The sequence below is a fragment of the Microcella sp. genome, assembly GCF_046296455.1.
GTDB lineage: Bacteria > Actinomycetota > Actinomycetes > Actinomycetales > Microbacteriaceae > Microcella.
Window position 1 is genome coordinate 20,493 of record NZ_JBKBLF010000021.1, and the last position, 17,393, is coordinate 37,885.

Genomic DNA, 17,393 nt, shown 5'->3' on the forward strand with positions numbered 1-17,393 from the left:
GTCATCGCACCTCCTCTGCGCTTCGGCGAGAGTAGACGGCGATGCTCCGAGCATCCTGCGCGTCGACTGCGCACTCCATCGATACGGGCGGTTCAGTTGAGCACGGCGATGCCGACCGTGAGCGTCGCGGCGTAGGTGACCCAGACGAGGTACGGGACCATGATGATCGCCGCGGCGCGATCGATCGGGCGGAACTCGGCGATCGTGACGATGATCGCCGCGAGCAGCAGCATGTGCACCGTGAGCGAGAGCCACGTGGCGGTCTCGCCGATGACGGGGTAGAGCGCGAAGAAGAGCGGCGACCAGATGGCGTTGAGCACGAGCTGCACGACGTAGAGCGTGAGCGCCCGGTCGACGCGGCGACGACGGCGCTGGCGCCAGACGAGCCACGCGGCGACCGAGGTGCTGAGGTACAGCAGCGTCCAGATCACCGAGAAGACCCAGTTCGGCGGGGTCCAGCCGGGCTTCACGGCGTCGGCGTACCACCCCGCGATGAAGGGCTGCGACACCGCCGAGCCCAGGGTGGCTGAGAGCACGTTGACGGCGATGATTGCGCCGAGCACGAGCACCGACACCGCGAAGCCCGAGGGCGACCGCCGCAGCATCAGTGCCCGATGAGCGGGCTCATGGCCCGGGCGATCAGCGACGCACGTCCGGTCGCGCGCTCTTCGGCGTCGGCCGTCGTCATCGCGACGAGGCCGGCGTTCGCGCCGAGGAACCGCAGGGGTTCGGGCTCCCATGAGGGCGAGCGATGCCCCACCCAGGGCAGCCGGGTGAGCGCGGTGTCGCGCCCCGTGACGAGGTCGGCGAGTGTGCGCCCGGCGAGGTTCGTCGTCGAGAGCCCGTCTCCGACGTAGCCACCGGCCGAGCCGATGCCCGTCGTCGGGTCGTAGGCGACGCTCGCGTGCCAGTCGCGGGGCACCCCGAGGGGACCGCCCCACGCGTGCTCGACCTCGAGCGGCGGCAGCTGGGGGAAGAGATCGTGCAGGGTCGTGACGAGATGCTCGAAAACGCGCTCGACGCGATCGTACTCGTCGCGGATCGCGCTGCCCCAGTGGTAGCGGGCACCGCGCCCCCCGAAAGCGATGCGGTTGTCGGCCGTGCGCTGGCCGTAGATGACGAGGTGCCGGCCGTCGGAGAAGGTCTGGCCGTGCTCGATGCCCATCGCCTGCCACACCGTGTCGTCGAGCGGCTGCGTCGCGACCATGAGCGAGTACAGGGGCAGGATGCGCCGCTTCGACTGCGCGACCGTCGCCCCGTAACCCTCGAGGGCGGTGATGATGTGCCGGGCGCGCACGACGCCGCGGTCGGTGCGCACGATGCCCGGCTCCCAGCCCTCGACGGTCGTGTGCTCGTGGATGACCGCACCCCGCTGCTCGACCGCGCGGGCGAGCCCACGCACGAGCGCGGCCGGGTGCACGCGGGCGCAGGCCGGGTCGTAGACCGCGCCCCGGGCATCCCGTGCGTGGACGCGATCGGCTGGCCACAGCTCGAGGGCGTCGACGCCGTAGCCGCGCGCCTGCTCGACCTCGTGTTGCGCGGCGCGCCACTGCGTCTCGCTGCGGGCGAAGACGATCGTGCCGCCGCGCTCGAAGTGGCAGTCGATGCCGGCCTCCGCGGCGGCGGCACCCACCTCGTCGACCGTGTCGACCATGGCACGACGCATCGCGATCGCCGCTTCGCGGCCGTGCAGCTTCTCGAGCGCCGCGGTCGAGGCGGGGAACAGCGCGCTGCACCAGCCCCCGTTGCGGCCCGAAGCACCGAACCCGGCGATGCGCTTCTCGAGCAGGGTGATGCGCAGCCCGGGGTCGCGCTTCTGCAGCTCGTACGCCGTCCACAGCCCGGTGAGCCCCGCGCCGACGATCGCGACATCGGTCTCGAGGTCGCCATCGAGGGCGGGGCGCGGGCTCAGATCATCGTCGACCGTCGCGTGCCAGAAGCTCAGCGCGCGGTAGTCGGCGTCGGGGGCGGGGCGCTCGGTCGTGCTCAGAGCAGTTTTCCTGCCTCGGTCAGCACACGGCGCAGGATCGCCTCGATCTCGTCGAATTCGGCCGGGCCGATCGTGAGCGGGGGGGCGAGCTGGATGACGGGGTCGCCCCGGTCGTCGGCGCGGCAGTAGAGCCCGGCGTCGAAGAGCGCCTTCGACAGGAAGCCCCGCAGCAGTCGCTCGGACTCGGCCTCGTTGAAGGTCTCTTTCGTCTCTTTGTTCTTGACGAGCTCGATGCCGAAGAAGTAGCCCTCGCCGCGCACGTCGCCGACGATCGGCAGGTCTTTCAGGCGCTCGAGCGCGGCGCGGAACTTCGGCGAGTTCTCGCGCACGTTCTCGAGAATTCCCTCTTCCTCCATGATGGCGAGGTTCTCGAGCGCGACGGCGGCCGACACCGGATGCCCGGCGAAGGTGTACCCGTGGTAGAACGCCGTCTGCCCGTGCTTGAAGGGCTCGTACAGGCGGTCGCTCACGATCATGGCGCCGAGGGGCGAGTAGCCGCTCGTGAGGCCCTTGGCCGAGGTGATGATGTCGGGCACGTAGCCGAGCGCGGTGCACGCGAACATCTCGCCGATGCGCCCGTAGGCGCAGATGACCTCGTCGCTCACGAGCAGCACGTCGTACTTGTCGCAGATCTCGCGAACGCGCGTGAAGTAGCCGGGGGGCGGCGGGAAGCAGCCGCCCGAGTTCTGCACGGGCTCGAGGAACACGGCGGCGACGGTGTCGGGGCCCTCGAACAGGATCGCCTCTTCGATGCGGTTCGCAGCCCACTGGCCGAACTCCTCGAGCGAGCCGTGGAAACCCATCTCTTCGGCGCGGTAGTAGTTGGTGTTCGGCACGCGGAACCCACCGGGGGTGAGCGGCTCGAACATCTCTTTCATGCCGGGGATGCCCGTGATGGCGAGGGCGCCCTGCGGGGTGCCGTGGTACGCGATCGCCCGCGAGATGACCTTGTGCTTCATGGGCTTGCCCGTGAGCTTGAAGTACTGCTTCGCGAGCTTCCAGGCCGACTCGACGGCCTCGCCGCCGCCCGTCGTGAAGAACACGCGGTTGAGGTCGCCGGGCGCATAGTCGGCGAGCTTGTCGGCGAGCTCGATCGCCGTGGGGTGCGCGTACGACCAGAGCGGGAAGAACGCGAGCTCTTCCGCCTGCTTGCGCGCCGCTTCGGCGAGGCGCTCGCGACCGTGCCCGACCTGCACGACGAAGAGGCCCGAGAGGCCGTCGATGTACTTCTTGCCGTGCGAGTCGTAGACGTGGTGGCCCTCGCCGCGCACGATGATCGGCACGCCGTTGCCGGCCTCCATGCCCGATTGACGGGCGAAGTGCATCCACAGGTGGTCTTTGGCCTTCTGCTGCAGGTCGGCCTCGGTGGCCGCGTCGAGCGCGGTGCCGGCGGGGGCGATGCTGGTGTCGATCGTCATGGTGTGCTCTTTCTCGGCGACGTGGCCTTCGTGGGGCCCTGCGGCCGTGGTGCGCTTCTTGGTGCGGAAGATGGTCATCGGGTCCCCCAGTTGTAGAACTGCTTCTGCAGTCGTAGATAGACGAAGGTCTCGGTCGACTGCACGCCGTCGATCGCGCGGATGCGGCGGTTGAGCAGGTCGATGAGGTCGTCGTCGTCTTCGCAGACGACCTCGGCGAGGATGTCGAAGCTGCCGGCGGTGAGCACGACGTAGTCGACGGCGCGCATCGAGCTGAGCTCGTCGGCGACGTGCGTCGTATCGCCCACGACCCTGATGCCGATCATCGCCTGGCGGTAGAAGCCGAGCTGCATCGGGTCGGTGACGGCCACGACCTGCATGACGCCGGCATCCGTCAGCTTCTGCACGCGCTGCCGCACGGCCGCTTCGCTCAGGCCGACCGCCTTGCCGATCTCGGCGTACGAGCGGCGGCCATCGATCTGCAGCTGCTCGACGATCGCCTTCGACACGTCGTCGAGGTGAACCGGCTTGCTTCGGGATGCCATGGGGCGATTCTGGCAGTGTCGAGCCAGGAATACAAGTGAATCCGCAGTTGCGGCCCCCTCAAAGCGACGGATTTCGTCGGCAGACGGGTGGATGCGGCGCGTCGACCGCGCTACAGTGGCGCCATGAGCGCACGCATCCTCCGCAATGTCATCGGCGGCGAGTCGGTCGAGAGCACGGCCGAGACGCACCTCGACCTCGTGGATCCGGCGACCGAAGAGGTCTACGGCCACGCGCCCGTGAGCACCTCGGCCGAGATCGATGCCGCCTACCGCGCCGCCGAGTCGGCGTTCGCCCACTGGGGCCGCACGACGCCCGCCGAGCGGCAGCTCGCGCTGTTCCGGCTCGCCGACGTGATGGCCGAGCACGCCGACGAGCTCGCCGACCTCGAGTCGCTCGACACCGGCAAGCCGCGCGCGAGCCTCGTGGCCGACGAGATCGACCAGTCGGTCGACCAGCTGCGCTTCTTCGGCGGGGCCGCGCGCGATCTCGACGGCCGCTCGGCGGGCGAGTACCTCGCCGACCACACCTCGTACGTGCGCCGCGAGCCGATCGGCGTCATCGGGCAGGTCACCCCGTGGAACTACCCGCTCAACATGGCCGTCTGGAAGATCGCCCCGGCGATCGCGGCCGGCAACACGGTCGTGCTCAAGCCCTCGGATACGACTCCGCTCTCGACGGTGCGGTTCGCCGAGCTCGCCGCCGGCGTGCTGCCCGCGGGCGTGCTCAACGTGGTCATGGGCGACCGCACGACGGGCGCGGCCCTGCTGCAGCATCCGACCCCTCAGATGGTCGCGATCACGGGCTCGGTGCGCGCCGGCATGGAGGTCGCGAAGGCCGCCGCGAGCGACCTCAAGCGCGTGCACCTCGAGCTCGGCGGCAAGGCCCCGGCGATCGTGTTCCCCGATGCCGACCCGCAGAAGGTCGCCGAGGGCCTCGTGCTCGCCGCGTTCTTCAACGCGGGCCAGGACTGCACCGCGGCCACGCGCGTGATCGTGCATGAGTCGGTGCACGATGAGGTCGTCGCCGCGCTCGTCGCCCGCGCCGCGACGCACGCCGTGACCGGCGGGCCGCGCGAGCAGGGCGTGTTCTACGGTGCGCTCAACAACGCCGCGCAGCTCGAACGCGTGTCGGGCATCGTCGACCGGCTGCCCGCGCACGCCGAGATCGTCGCGGGTGGCGCCCGCCAGGGAGACCGGGGCTACTTCTTCCCGGCCACGATCGTCACGGGCATGCGCCAGGACGACGAGGCGGTGCAGGAGGAGATCTTCGGGCCCGTGCTCACGGTGCAGACCTTCCGCACTGAGGAGGAGGCCCTCGCGCTCGCGAACGGCGTGCGCTACGCCCTGGCGTCGTCGGTGTGGACGAGCGACCACACGCGCGCCATGCGCTTTGCGCGCGACCTTGACTTCGGCTGCGTGTGGATCAACACGCACATCCCGTTCGTCTCGGACATGCCGCACGGCGGGTTCAAGCACTCGGGCTACGGCAAAGACCTGTCGCACTACGGCTTCGAGGACTACACGCGCCTCAAGCACGTGATGTCATATATCGGCGATTAGACCGCGCACGCAGCAGCATCGAGGCGGGGGGCGCCATGCATGACCGGCCGGAGGACACCGACGACACGGTGCTGCGCCCGCGTGCCGTGCGCCCGGCGGCCACGCCGCCCTCGGTCGACGATGCGGAGGACACGATCATCCGCCTCGTCGAGCCCGCCCGCCCGAGCCCGCTGGCCGCTCTACCGCTTGACGCCGCCCTGCCCCCCGAGCCGGTGCACCCCGATCCGGTCGCGTGGGCGCTGCGGGTGCGTGGCACGACGACGGTCGTGCCGCTCGACGTGCCCGTCATCATCGGCCGACGTCCGGGCGCGCCGCGACCGACCGAGCATCCCGTGCCCCGCCGCATCGTCGTGCCGGCCGATCGCGCCGATGTATCGGCGCGGCACGCGCGCGTCGAGCGGCTCGGCAGTTCGCTCGTCGTGGCCGACCTCGGGTCGACCAACGGCATCGTCGTACACTGGTCGTCGGGGTCGAGTCTGCGGCTGCGGCCGGGCGATTCGAGCGCCGTGCTGCCCGACGCGATCATCGAGCTGGGCGACGGCGTCGAGATCGAGTTCGTCGACCCGAGCATCCCGCACCCACCCCGACCTTCGGAGCCCTCGTGACCGCCCTCGGCCGCAGCAGCGTTCGCCACATCGTCGCTCTGCCCGACCGCGGCGAGCCGGTCGAGCTGTCGTGGCACGGCGTCACCCACACGGGCTACCGCCGCGCGGGCAATGAAGACAGCTACCTGGCCGACGTGCCGCTCTTCGCGGTCGCCGACGGAATGGGCGGCCACTCGCACGGCGATCGCGCGAGCGACGCGGTCGTGCGCCGCCTGCAGGCCGCCGTCGACGGCGACTTCATCGAACCGGCCGCGATCGTCGAGGCCCTCAACCTCGCGACGTGGGATATCCACCAGCTCGACGACGCCGATCACGGCATCGGCACGACGGTCACGGGCGTGGCGCTCACGCTCGTCGACGGGCATCCGCAGCTGACCGTGTTCAACGTCGGCGACTCGCGCGTGTACCGGTTCTCGGGCAACGAGCTGAGCCAGGTGACGACCGACCACTCGATCGTGCAAGAGATGGTCGAGGCGGGGCAGCTGAGCGCCGAGCAGGCCGAGAACCACCCCGATTCGAACGTCATCACGCGCGCGGTCGGCTTCTCGGTCGAGCCCGAGGTCGACCTGCGCGTGCTGCCGCTTGAGCCGGGAATGCGGCTGCTCGTGTGCTCAGACGGACTCACGAAAGAGGTTCCGCTCGAGCGCCTGCGCCTGCACCTGGCGGCACGTCTGAGCGCGCGCGAGACCGCAAACGCGCTCGTGGATGCCGCGCTCGCGCAGGGCGGACGCGACAACATCACCGTCATCGTCGTCGACGTGGTGCGCGCCCCCGGCGCCTGACCGCTCGCACTCCCTACACTGGGGGGACATCGTGCCGGGAGGGGGAGCCATGACGCGACGTCGACCATCGGAGCCCCCGATCCTGCCCGGGTTCAGCCACGTGCGCCTGCTCGGCAGCGGCGGGTTCGCCGACGTGTTCCTCTACGAGCAGAACATGCCGCGCCGTCAGGTCGCGGTCAAGGTCATGCTCGCCGACGTCGTGACCGAGCACGTGCGGCAGATGTTCCAGGTCGAGGCCAACCTCATGGCGCAGCTCTCATCGCACCCGGGAATCCTGACCGTCTACCAGGCGAGCATCTCGGCCGACGGGCGGCCCTACCTCGTCATGGAGCTCTGCTCGGCCCAGCTCGCCGGGCGCTACCGCACCGAGCGCATCCCCGTGGCCGAGGTGCTGCGCATCGGCGTGCAGATCGGCAGCGCGATCGAGACGGCGCACCGCACGGGGGTGCTGCACCGCGACATCAAGCCGTCGAACATCCTCATGACCGCCTACGGGCATCCCGTCTTGAGCGATTTCGGCATCGCGTCGTCACTCAGCGCGGCGAGCAGCACCGACTCGGTGGGTATGTCGATCCCGTGGTCGGCGCCCGAGGTGCTGCTCGACGAGACGGCGGGAACCGTGCTGAGCGAGGTCTGGTCGCTCGGCGCGACGCTCTACACCCTGCTCGCGGGTCGTTCGCCCTTCGAGGTCGTCGACGGGTCGAACAGCTCGGACGAGCTCATCGGCCGCATCGCGCGCGCCCGCGTACCGGCGATCGATCGCGACGACGTGCCGGCCGCTCTCGAGTCGGTTCTGCGCCGCGCCCTCAGCCGCGACCCGGGCAAGCGGCAGCAGTCGGTGCTCGAGCTCGTGCGCGATCTGCAGCGCGTCGAGGTCGAGCTCGGGCTCGTGGCGACGCAGGCCGATGTCGCGATGGACGACTGGGCCCTCGCGACGATCGGCGACCCGGGCGACCGCACCATCGTGCGCGCGATCGCTCCGCGATCTCCCGGTTCCTCCACCGGCCGGCGCCGCCGCCGCCGCACGGCCGCGGCGCAGGCGGCGATCGTCGAGACCTCGCCCGAGCTCGTCGGCACCGCCACGCGCCGCACGGCCACCCGCACGCGCTTGCTCGCGGGCGGCCTCGTGCTCATCTCGCTCGCCGTCATCGCCCTGGGGGCGACCGCGACGCTGCTCGCCATCCAGGGCGGCGATCGCGACCTTCCCCGGGTGAGCAACGTCGAGGCCGTGCTCGACGGCACGACGGTCGTCTTCTCGTGGAGCGATCCGGGAATCCAGCCCGACGACACGTACCGCGTGCAGCTCGCGGGCGGCGCCGAGACCTTCCAGCGCACGACCGAGTTCGCGGTGGCCGCAGCGCCCGGCGATCGGGTGTGCGTCACGGTGCGCGTCGCGCGCGAAGGGCGGCTCGGAGCACCGAGCGACGAGAAGTGCGCCGAGGTCGCGGCAGGGTGACCCCGTGATCCGGCAGTGGTTCGCACGCCACCGCTCGGCGGCCCTCACGGGCGTCGGCGGTGGCCTCGTCGCCGTGGTTGTCGCGACGATCGCCGTCGTCTACCCGGGCTTCGAGGCGCAGCGGCTCGACATCAACGATGGGGCCGTCTGGGTCGTCAACGGCGACCGCCAGGCCGTCGGCAGGGCGAACCTGCAGGTGGGCGAGCTCGACTCGGTCATCCCGGGCGAGGGTGCTCAGCTCGAGCTCGTTCAGCGGGGAGGCGACGTCATCGTCGTCGATGCCGTCAATGCCACGGCCGAGCTCGTCGACACCGCGCGCTCTGAGGTGGTCGAGTCGGTGCCCCTGCCGCCCGACGATCCGCAGGTCATGCTCGCGGCCGATAGCGTCGTCGTTCACAGCGGCGGTTCGGGCGAGACCTGGGTGACGTCGCGATCGCTCTTCGCCGACTTCGACCCGGCGACCGTCGCGGCCTTCCAGTTCGGCCCGGACAGCGTCGTAGCCGCAACGGATGCCGCGGGCATCGTCGCCGTCGCGCCGGGCCTCGGCGAGGTCTACCGCGTCGCCCCCGGCGCCGTCGACCGGGTCGAGAGCACCTGGAGCATCGACGTCGACGATTCGGCCTCGCTGCAGATCACGATCGCGGGCGGGCGCTGGGCGGTGCTCGATCCCGGCACGCGGCTGCTGCACACCGAGTCGGGAGTGATCGATCTCTCGGGCGTGATCGGTGCGGGATCCGACCCTCGGCTCGCACTCGCGAGCGACGACGCCGACACCGTGCTCGTCGCGCATCGCGGTGGTCTGGTCTCGGTCGGTCTCGACGGCTCGGCGCTCACCGAACTCGTCGTCGGGCGCCAGGGATCCCCGGCCGCCCCCGTGGTGCTCGGCGACTGCGCCTATGCCGCGTGGAGCGACGGCCTCGCCTGGCGGCGCTGCGGTGGCGAGGTGCGTGAGCTGCCGCTCGACGCCGTGCCCACCGCCGCCGATCTGCACCTCACGGTGCGCGACGACCGGCTCGCGCTCAACGACCGTGCCGGGGGCTCGGCCTGGGCCGTGCAGAGCGACGGCCGGCTCATCGACAACTGGGACGACCTCATCCGGGACGAGGAGGACGAGCGGCAGGAGCAGCTCGACCAGCTCGATACGCCCCCCGAGCTCGAGCGCGCGCAGCAGCCGCCCATCGCCGTCAACGACGAGCTGGGCGCCCGGCCGGGCCGCGCGAGCGTGCTGCCCGTGCTGCTCAACGACACCGATCCCAATGGCGACGTGCTCGTCATCAGCGCGTTCTCGACGATCGATCCGGCGGTCGGGCGCCTCGACCTCATCGGCGATGCGCAGCAGTTGCAGCTGACGCTCGAGAGCGGGGCGAGCGGCGAGGTGGCGTTCGAGTACACGATCACCGATGGACGGGGCGGCTCTGATTCGGCGACCGTGCGGGTGGATGTTCGCGCGGCGGGCGAGAACGGTGCGCCCGTGCAGGTCCGCGCGAGCAAGACGACGGTCGCCGAGGGAGGCACGGCGGCCGCCGACGTGCTGGGGGAGTGGGTCGATCCGGATGGCGACCCGATCTACCTGCAGGCCGCGAGCATCCCGCCCCCCGATGTCGTCACCTTCCGCCCCGACGGCCGGGTGACGGTGGCCGAGGCGGGCGGCGCGGGCGCCCTGCGCACGGTCGCGCTCACGGTCACCGACGGTCGAGCGGCGGGGCTCGGCGAGCTCGCCGTCACCGTGCGACCGGCCGGCCAGACGCCGATCATCGCCGAGCCCTTCGTCGTGCTCGCCTACGCGGGGCAGGAGGTGCGCATCGAGCCCCTCGTGCACGTGCGCGGCGGCACCGGCACGATCCGCCTGAGCGCCGTGCCCGAGAAGAGCGGGGCAACGATCACGCCGAGCCTCGACCGCGGCGTGTTCCGCTTCGTGAGTGACGAGGTGCGCACGCACTACCTCGAGTACGTCGTGACCGACGGGTCGACGACCGCGACGGGCATCATCCGCGTGGATGTCGCTGCGCCGCCCGCGGCCGGGGCCGCGCCGATCACGGTGCCCAAGACGCTCTTTGTGCGCACGCTCAGCAACGCCACGATCGGCGTCGCGGCGGCCGACATCGATCCGGGCGGCGGAGTGCTCGTCGTCACGGGCGTCATCGGGGTGCCGCCGACGAGCGGGATCCGCGCCGAGGTGCTCGATCAGCGCGATGTGCGCATCACCCTCACGCGCCCGCTCGAGGGCCCGCAGATCGTGACCTACCGCATCAGCAACGGCCTCGCCGAATCGACGGGCGAGATCACGGTCATCGAGATCCCGAGACCTGATCGGCTGCAGCCGCCCGTCGCGGTCGACGACGCCATCACGGTGCGCGTCGGCGATGCCGTGAGCATCCCCGTGCTCGCGAACGACGAGCACCCCGATGACGAGCCCATCACCCTGGCGCCCGCCCTCGTGCAGGGCCTGAGCGGCGAGTCCGGCTTGCTCTTCGTCGCCGGTGACCGCCTGCGCTACCTCGCCCCCGACCAGCCGGGCGACTTCACGGCGGTCTACGAGGTGCTCGGGCCGTTCGGCCAGGAGCGCGCGCAGGCGAGCGTGCGCATCAGCGTGCGCGAGGTCAACGAGGCCACGAACCAGGCCCCCGTGACGCGCACGGTGACGGCGCGCGTGATCGCGGGCGACACCGTGCGCGTGCGCATCCCCGTCGACGCCATGGATCCGGACGGCGACTCGGTGCAGGTCATCGGTCAGGAGTCGAGCCCCGAGAAGGGCGCCGTCGTCGAGACGGGCCTCGACTACCTCGACTACCAGGCCGGCAGCTACTCGGCGGGCACCGACGAGTTTCGCTACACGGTGGTCGATGCGCTCGGCGCGCGCTCCTCCGGTGTCGTGCGCATCGGAATCAGCCCGCGGCTTGAGGGCGCCCGCAATCCCGTGGCCAACGACGACCAGGTGCTCATCCGCCCGGGCTTCACGGTGCTCGTCCCCGTGCTCGACAACGACACCGACCCCGACGGCTCGGCCCTCACGGTGACGGGGGTCGAGGCGAACGGTGCCGAGCTGACCGCCGAGATCGTCGACGGGCAGTTCGTGCGCGTGGTGCCGCCGGCGGTTCCCGGTCGATACGGTCTCGTCTACACGATCGAGAACGCGCTCGCCGGGTCGTCGCAAGCGTTTATCACGATCGTCGTGAGCCCGGATGCCCCGCTCGCGGCGCCCGTCGCGCGCGATACCGTGCTCTCGCTCACCGACATCCTCGATCGCGACGAGCTCGATGTCGACGTGCTCGCCCGGGTGTTCTTCGCCGAGGGCGAGGTTTCTGAGCTCGGTCTCGAGCTCGTTGCCGGCTACGAGTCGGGAGCGGTCGTGCAGCCCGACCGACGCATTCGCGTCCAGGTCGGCGAGCAGCGGCAGATCATCCCCTTCCAGGTCTCCCACCCCGCGGATCCCGCCGTGCGCTCGACGGCCTTCATCTGGGTTCCCGGCACCGACGACGCGCTCCCGCAGCTCGACCGGCGTGCTCCGCGCATCGAGGTCGTGAGCGAAGAGACCGTGACGATCGACATCAACGACTACGTGCTCGCCGTCGGCGGCGCGCAGGTGCGGCTGACCGACACCGCCACGGTGAGCGCGACGCAGGCGAACGGCGACTCGCTCGTCGTCGACGACGACACCCTGCGCTTCACGTCGGCCGACCTCTACTTCGGGCCCGCCTCGCTCACGTTCGAAGTGACCGACGGCGCCTCGTCGACCGATCCCGAGGGGCGCGTCGCGACGATCGTGCTGCCCATCGAGGTGACGGCGCGCGAGAACCAGCCGCCGGTGCTGATCGGCGCCGCGCTCGAGATCGAGCCGGGGCAAGAGCGCGTGCTCGACCTGGTTCGGGTGACGGCGTACCCGTACCCCGACGACGTCGACGAGCTCGCCTACTCGATCATCGAGGCGGCCTCGCCCGGCCTCGAGGTCGAGCTCACCGGCCAGTCGCTGCGTGTGCGCGTGCTGCCGAGCACGCCGCGCGGCACGACCACGGGCGTGACCCTGGGGGTGCGTGACGACGCCGCGCCGGGCACGCCCGGGCGCATCCAGGTGACGGTCGTGCCCTCGACCCGGCCGCTCGCACGCCCCGCGCCCGACTCGGTCATCGCGCCGCGCTCGCAGACGACGACGGTGCGCGTGCTCGACAACGACCAGGCGACCAATCCCTTCCCCGGTCAGCCTCTGCGGGTCGTCGCCGTGCGCGGCCTCGACAGCGGCACCCTGCCGGCCGGCGTCAGCGTCGTTCCGAGCGCCGACGGCCAGTCACTGCTCGCGACGATCAGCGCCACGGCCGAGCCCATCGACACCAACCTCGAGTACCAGGTCGCCGATGCCACGAACGACCCCGAACGGTTCGTCTGGGGTGCTATCCGCATCTCGGTGCAAGACGTTCCCGATGCGGTCACGAACCTGCGCGTGCAGTCGTTCGCCAACCGCAGCCTCACGATCGCCTGGGCCCCCGGTGCCTCGAACAACGCACCCATCGAGCGGTTCGAGGCCACCGTCACGCGCGTCAGCGACGGAAGCAGCACGACGACCCTGTGCCCCTCGTCGCCCTGCGCGGTGCCGACGCCCGGCAACGGCCCCGACAACCGCGTGCGCATCAGCGTCGTCGCGGTCAACGCCCAGGGGCCGTCGGCGGCGACCACGATCGCCGATTCCGTCTGGAGCGACCTCGTGCCCCCGGCACCGGCCCTGGTCGGCGTGACCCCGCTCGATCACGGCCTGCGGGTGGGCTGGACCAAGCCCGCGCAAGACGCGGCGGCCTCGCCGATCCGCAGCTACCGCGTCGCGGTCGGGCCGGTCGTGCGCACGATCTCGGTGCCCGCCGACGACCCCGTCGGAACCGAGTACTGGCTCTCGGTCGTCGATGTCGGCGCGCTCGACAACGGCACGTCGTACAGCGTCTCGGTGAGTGCGCGCAACGACTCGTTCGACCCGCTCACCTCGTGGAACAGCGCCACGACGGCGGGCACGCCCGCAGGCGCGCCGCTCGCGATCGACCCGCCCACCGCTGTGGGATCGACCTCGGAATCGGGCGCGGGCGATGCATCGGTCGATGTCGCGTGGGCGGGGGCGTTCGCCGGCAACGGCCGCGCCGTGCAGGCGTACTACGTGTGGATCGGTACGGCCGGATCGCCCCCGGCCTGCACCGTGACGGGAGTCGATGAGGGCGCCCCCGCCCACAGCCCGCCGGCCGGGGTCGAGCAGCTCGCGGGCTCGGCCACGGGCACGACCGTCACGGGTCTCGCGACCGACACGACCTACCGCGTCGTCGTCTACGCCTACAACGGGCAAGGATGCACGGCGAGCACCGAGGTGACCGCGACCCCGCGCGAGCGGCCGAGTGCCGTCACCGCGATCGCCGTCGACGGGCCCGTCTCGAATGGCGACGGCCGCTGGGACCTGCGCCTGACGGGCGTCACGACGGCGGGCGGCGACGGCGTCGACCAGGTGCAGTACCGCCTCGTCGGGGCCGGGATCGATCCCGGCGAATCGGCGCCGGCGGCACTGCCGCAGCTGCTCACCGCCGGTACGAGCCACTATGGCCGCTCGATGCAGGTCGAGGTGCGCGGCTGCCGGCAGTACGAGCAGCTGCTGTGCGGCGACTGGTCGGCGCCCTTCGCCGTGGGCGTCGCGGTGCGCATCGACGTGCAGCCCACGATCACCGCGACCGGCGAGGCGCCGAACGACCGCAGCGTCGCGATCACCTGGACCCCGGTCGAGCAGGCCGACTACGACGCCGTCGAACACACCTGCGCGGGCGGCGACCCCATCGACACCCCCACCCCCTCGAGCTGCACCATCACCGCCGCCCCCTCCGACGATCCGCGACTCGTCGTCACCGTCACCGAGAACGGCATCACCTACACCCGGGAGTACCGACCATGACCATGACCCCCGAGCAGGCCAGCTGGTTCGCCGACATCGTCGAGCGCATCGTGGGCAACGTCGAGCACGTCGTGCTGGGCAAGTCGTACGTGATCCGACTCAGCCTCACCGCGCTGCTGAGCGAGGGCCATCTGCTGCTCGAGGACGTGCCCGGCACCGGCAAGACCTCGATGGCACGGGCGCTGGCGCAGAGCATCCGGGGCACCACGACGCGCGTGCAGTTCACCCCCGACCTGCTGCCCGGCGATATCACGGGCATGACGGTCTACGACCAGCGCTCGGGCGAGTTCGAGTTTCACCGCGGGCCCGTCTTCGCCACGATCGTGCTCGCCGACGAGATCAACCGCGCGAGCCCCAAGACGCAATCAGCGCTGCTCGAGGTCATGGAGGAGGGGCACGTCACGATCGACGGCGTGACGCATCCCGTCACGGCCCCGTTCCTCGTCATCGCGACGCAGAACCCCATCGAGCAGGCGGGCACCTACCGGCTGCCCGAAGCGCAGCTCGACCGCTTTCTCATGAAGACCGCCATCGGGTACCCCGACCACGCGGCCACCGTGCGCATCCTCGACGCCGCGGGCGGCCCGCGCGCCGCCGTGCTCGAACCGGTCGTCGAGCTCGATGTCGTGCGCGACATGATCGCGGTGGCGCGCACGGTGCACATCGACCCCGTCATCACCGACTACGTCGCCCGCCTCGTCGATGCGACGCGCACCCACCCTGACGTTCGGCTGGGGGCGAGCGTTCGCGGGGCTCTCGCGCTCGTGCGCTGCGCGAAGACTTTCGCGGCCATCCAGGGCCGGCACTACGTCGTGCCCGACGACGTCAAGGCGCTCGCCGAGCCCGTGCTCGCCCACCGGTTGGGGCTCGACCCCGAATCGGAGTTCGACGGCGTCACGGCGCCGACCGTCATCGCGCAGATCCTGGTCGAGACCCCGCCGCCGAGCGATCGGGTCGCCGTGTGACGACCGCACCCGAGAGCCGCGAGAGCGCGCCCGCCCGGGCGAACGAGCGATCGCGACGCACCGTCGATGAGTCGACCATCGGGTCGACCGTCACGACGGCGCGCACGCGCATCGTCGGCGAGCGCACGGGCTGGGGTGCGGATGCTGTGGTCGCGATCGTGCGTTCGGCCCGTGCCGCGCGCACCGGCCTGGCGCGGGCGCGGCGCGCGGCCTCGTCTGTCGTCACCCCGCTCGGCTGGACGGTCGCGGCCCTCGCCCCCGTCGCGCTCGCGGCCGGGTACACCTGGGGGTGGAGCGAGCTCGTCGTGCTCGGCATGGTGGGTGCGACCCTCGTCGTCGTCGCCGGCATCTACCTGCTCGGGCGCACGAGCCTGAGCGTCGACCTCGAGCCGCCGCCGAACCGGGTCGCCGTGGGCGACGTCGCGGTCGCACGCCTGCGCGTGCGCAACCCGAGCGGACGACGGTCGTTCGGGCAGGTCGTCGATCTGCCCGTCGGCACCGAGATCGTGCCGGTGTCGGTGCCGGGGCTCGCGCCCGAGGCGCACGTGGCCCGCGAGGTGGCCGTTCCCACCGGCCGCCGGGGTCGGCTCGCACTCGGACCGGTGCGCTCCGTGCGCGCCGACCCGATCGGCCTCGTGCGCCGTGAGCTCATCTGGACCCCGGCCGTCGAGATTGTCGTGCACCCCCGAACGATCGACATCCCCTCGACCTCGAGCGGGCTCGTGCGCGACCTCGAGGGTCAGCCGACGCGCGACCTGACCCCGAGCGACCTCGCGTTCCACGCCTTGCGGGAGTACGTGCCCGGCGACGACCGCCGCCATATCCACTGGAAGTCGACCGCCAAGACCGGCACCTTCATGGTGCGGCAGTTCGAAGAGACCCGGCGCAGCCACCTCATCGTCGCGCTCAGTATCGCGAGCATCGACTTCGGCTCCGACGACGAGTTCGAGCTCGCTGTGAGCGTCGCCGGCAGCCTGGGCGCGCGTGCGATCCGCGATGCGCGCGAGGTCTCGGTCGTCGTGAGCGCCGTGACCCCCGAATTCGCCAAGCGCGCCGTCGTCGCGCTGCGCCCCCTCTCGACCCTCACCCCCACGCGACTGCTCGACGATCTCGCGGTCGTCGAGCATGGCCCCGCGGCGCTCGGAATCCTCGACGTCGCGCGCCTGGCCGGTGAGAGCGCCCGCGGCGTCTCGGTGGCGTTCCTCGTGGTGGGATCGACCGTCACGCCGGCGCGGCTGCGCACAGCCGCCGCGGGCTTCCCGCCCGCGGTCGAGGTCGTGGTGATTCTGTGCGACCCCGACCATGTTCCGGGTCGCCGACGGCTGGGCGGGTTCTCGGTGGTCACGATCGGCTCGCTCGGCGACCTGCGGCGAGCCATGCGGGGGGCGACGACGTGGTGAGGGCATCCGGTCGCGGAGGTGCGCGTCGTCCTGCACGTCGCGCGCCGCTCGCGCGTGCGCTGCGCGCTGTCGTGGTCTCGGCCACGGTGTTCACGGTCATCGCGTGGGCGATCATCGCGGTCGTGCTGTGGCCGATCTATCGCGATCCCGCGTTCATCGTGCTCGCCGTCATCTCGATCGCGGTGGCGGTCGCTCTCGCCCTCGTCGCGGCGAGGGCGCAATGGCCCGCCTGGGGAACCGTGCTCGCCGCCGTCTCGGCCTTCATCGTGCTCGGGGTGCCGCTCGCCGTGCCGAGCCGCACGGTGTACGGCGTGCTGCCCGAGCCCGCCGGGCTGCTCGATCTCGTCGCGGGCGTCGCGCTCGGCTGGCGGCAGCTCGTCACGATCGACCTGCCGGTCGGTGCGTACCAGGCACTGCTCGTGCCGGCCTTCGTGCTGCTGCTCGTCGGCCCGCTGCTGACGCTCACGCTCGCTGTGCGCACCGTGCGTGGCGAGCTCGCCGCCATCGTGCCGCTCGCCGTCTTCCCGCTTGCCGTCGCGCTCGGCCCGCAGCAGCCCCTGCTGCCGATCTCGACTGCCATCGCCCTCGCGACGACGCTGCTGCTGTGGATGGCGGTCTGGCGACGGCATCGGCGATCCGCCGCCGTCGGCGCCGCGGGCGCGGCCGACTCGCGCTGGCTCGGTGCCCGGGCGCTCGCCGCGGGTGTCGCGTTGCTGCTCGTGGCGGGCGGCGTCGGCGCCGCGACCGTCGCCGTCGCGCCGCCG

General features: G+C 71.6%; 11 protein-coding genes and 1 pseudogene. 8 read left to right on the top strand and 4 right to left on the bottom strand.

The window, feature by feature from the left end:
* Positions 1–92: 92 nt before the first annotated feature.
* From ACK4HH_RS10715 to ACK4HH_RS10730, 4 genes are all read right to left on the bottom strand, one after another.
* On the bottom strand, positions 93–605 hold the full coding sequence (locus tag ACK4HH_RS10715; protein WP_409651566.1) for a TspO/MBR family protein: 513 nt from the start codon (positions 603–605) through the stop codon (positions 93–95).
* Positions 605–2,047, bottom strand: a complete 1,443-nt coding sequence (locus tag ACK4HH_RS10720) for an NAD(P)/FAD-dependent oxidoreductase (RefSeq protein WP_409651590.1) — start codon at positions 2,045–2,047, stop codon at positions 605–607. Before ACK4HH_RS10720 ends, ACK4HH_RS10715 begins: the two co-directional genes overlap by 1 nt.
* Entirely contained in the window at positions 1,987–3,408 is a 1,422-nt protein-coding gene (locus ACK4HH_RS10725; RefSeq protein ID WP_409651592.1) for an aspartate aminotransferase family protein, read from the bottom strand. Before ACK4HH_RS10725 ends, ACK4HH_RS10720 begins: the two co-directional genes overlap by 61 nt.
* Positions 3,409–3,482: 74 nt before the next feature.
* A complete protein-coding gene (locus ACK4HH_RS10730) occupies positions 3,483–3,950 on the bottom strand; it encodes an Lrp/AsnC family transcriptional regulator (RefSeq protein ID WP_409651569.1) in 468 nt (155 codons plus the stop codon).
* A gap of 123 nt (positions 3,951–4,073) precedes the next feature.
* Here ACK4HH_RS10730 and ACK4HH_RS10735 point away from each other — a divergent pair, with 123 nt between their 5' ends.
* The 8 genes and pseudogenes from ACK4HH_RS10735 to ACK4HH_RS10770 form a co-directional block, all read left to right on the top strand.
* Positions 4,074–5,510: an aminobutyraldehyde dehydrogenase gene (locus tag ACK4HH_RS10735; RefSeq protein ID WP_409651572.1), complete on the top strand. Its 1,437-nt coding sequence runs from the start codon at positions 4,074–4,076 to the stop codon at positions 5,508–5,510.
* 35 nt (positions 5,511–5,545) lie between these two features.
* Positions 5,546–6,115, top strand: a complete 570-nt coding sequence (locus tag ACK4HH_RS10740) for an FHA domain-containing protein (protein ID WP_409651574.1) — start codon at positions 5,546–5,548, stop codon at positions 6,113–6,115.
* Positions 6,112–6,897 carry a PP2C family protein-serine/threonine phosphatase gene (locus ACK4HH_RS10745; protein WP_409651577.1) on the top strand — a complete coding sequence of 262 codons (786 nt, stop codon included), beginning with the start codon at positions 6,112–6,114 and terminating at the stop codon, positions 6,895–6,897. The genes ACK4HH_RS10740 and ACK4HH_RS10745 overlap by 4 nt, the downstream gene beginning before the upstream one ends.
* Before the next feature lie 49 nt (positions 6,898–6,946).
* Positions 6,947–8,353: a serine/threonine-protein kinase gene (locus tag ACK4HH_RS10750; protein ID WP_409651579.1), complete on the top strand. Its 1,407-nt coding sequence runs from the start codon at positions 6,947–6,949 to the stop codon at positions 8,351–8,353.
* Between the two features lie 4 nt (positions 8,354–8,357).
* Positions 8,358–14,264, top strand: coding sequence for an Ig-like domain-containing protein (locus ACK4HH_RS10755; RefSeq protein ID WP_409651581.1), 5,907 nt, complete (start codon positions 8,358–8,360; stop codon positions 14,262–14,264).
* Positions 14,261–15,229, top strand: coding sequence for an AAA family ATPase (locus ACK4HH_RS10760; protein WP_409651584.1), 969 nt, complete (start codon positions 14,261–14,263; stop codon positions 15,227–15,229). Before ACK4HH_RS10755 ends, ACK4HH_RS10760 begins: the two co-directional genes overlap by 4 nt.
* Positions 15,226–16,629 (top strand): DUF58 domain-containing protein, encoded by a 1,404-nt coding sequence (locus ACK4HH_RS10765; protein ID WP_409651587.1) that lies wholly within the window; start codon positions 15,226–15,228, stop codon positions 16,627–16,629. The genes ACK4HH_RS10760 and ACK4HH_RS10765 overlap by 4 nt, the downstream gene beginning before the upstream one ends.
* 71 nt (positions 16,630–16,700) lie before the next feature.
* Positions 16,701–17,393 (top strand): annotated as a pseudogene (locus ACK4HH_RS10770) (transglutaminase domain-containing protein); the annotation flags it as partial.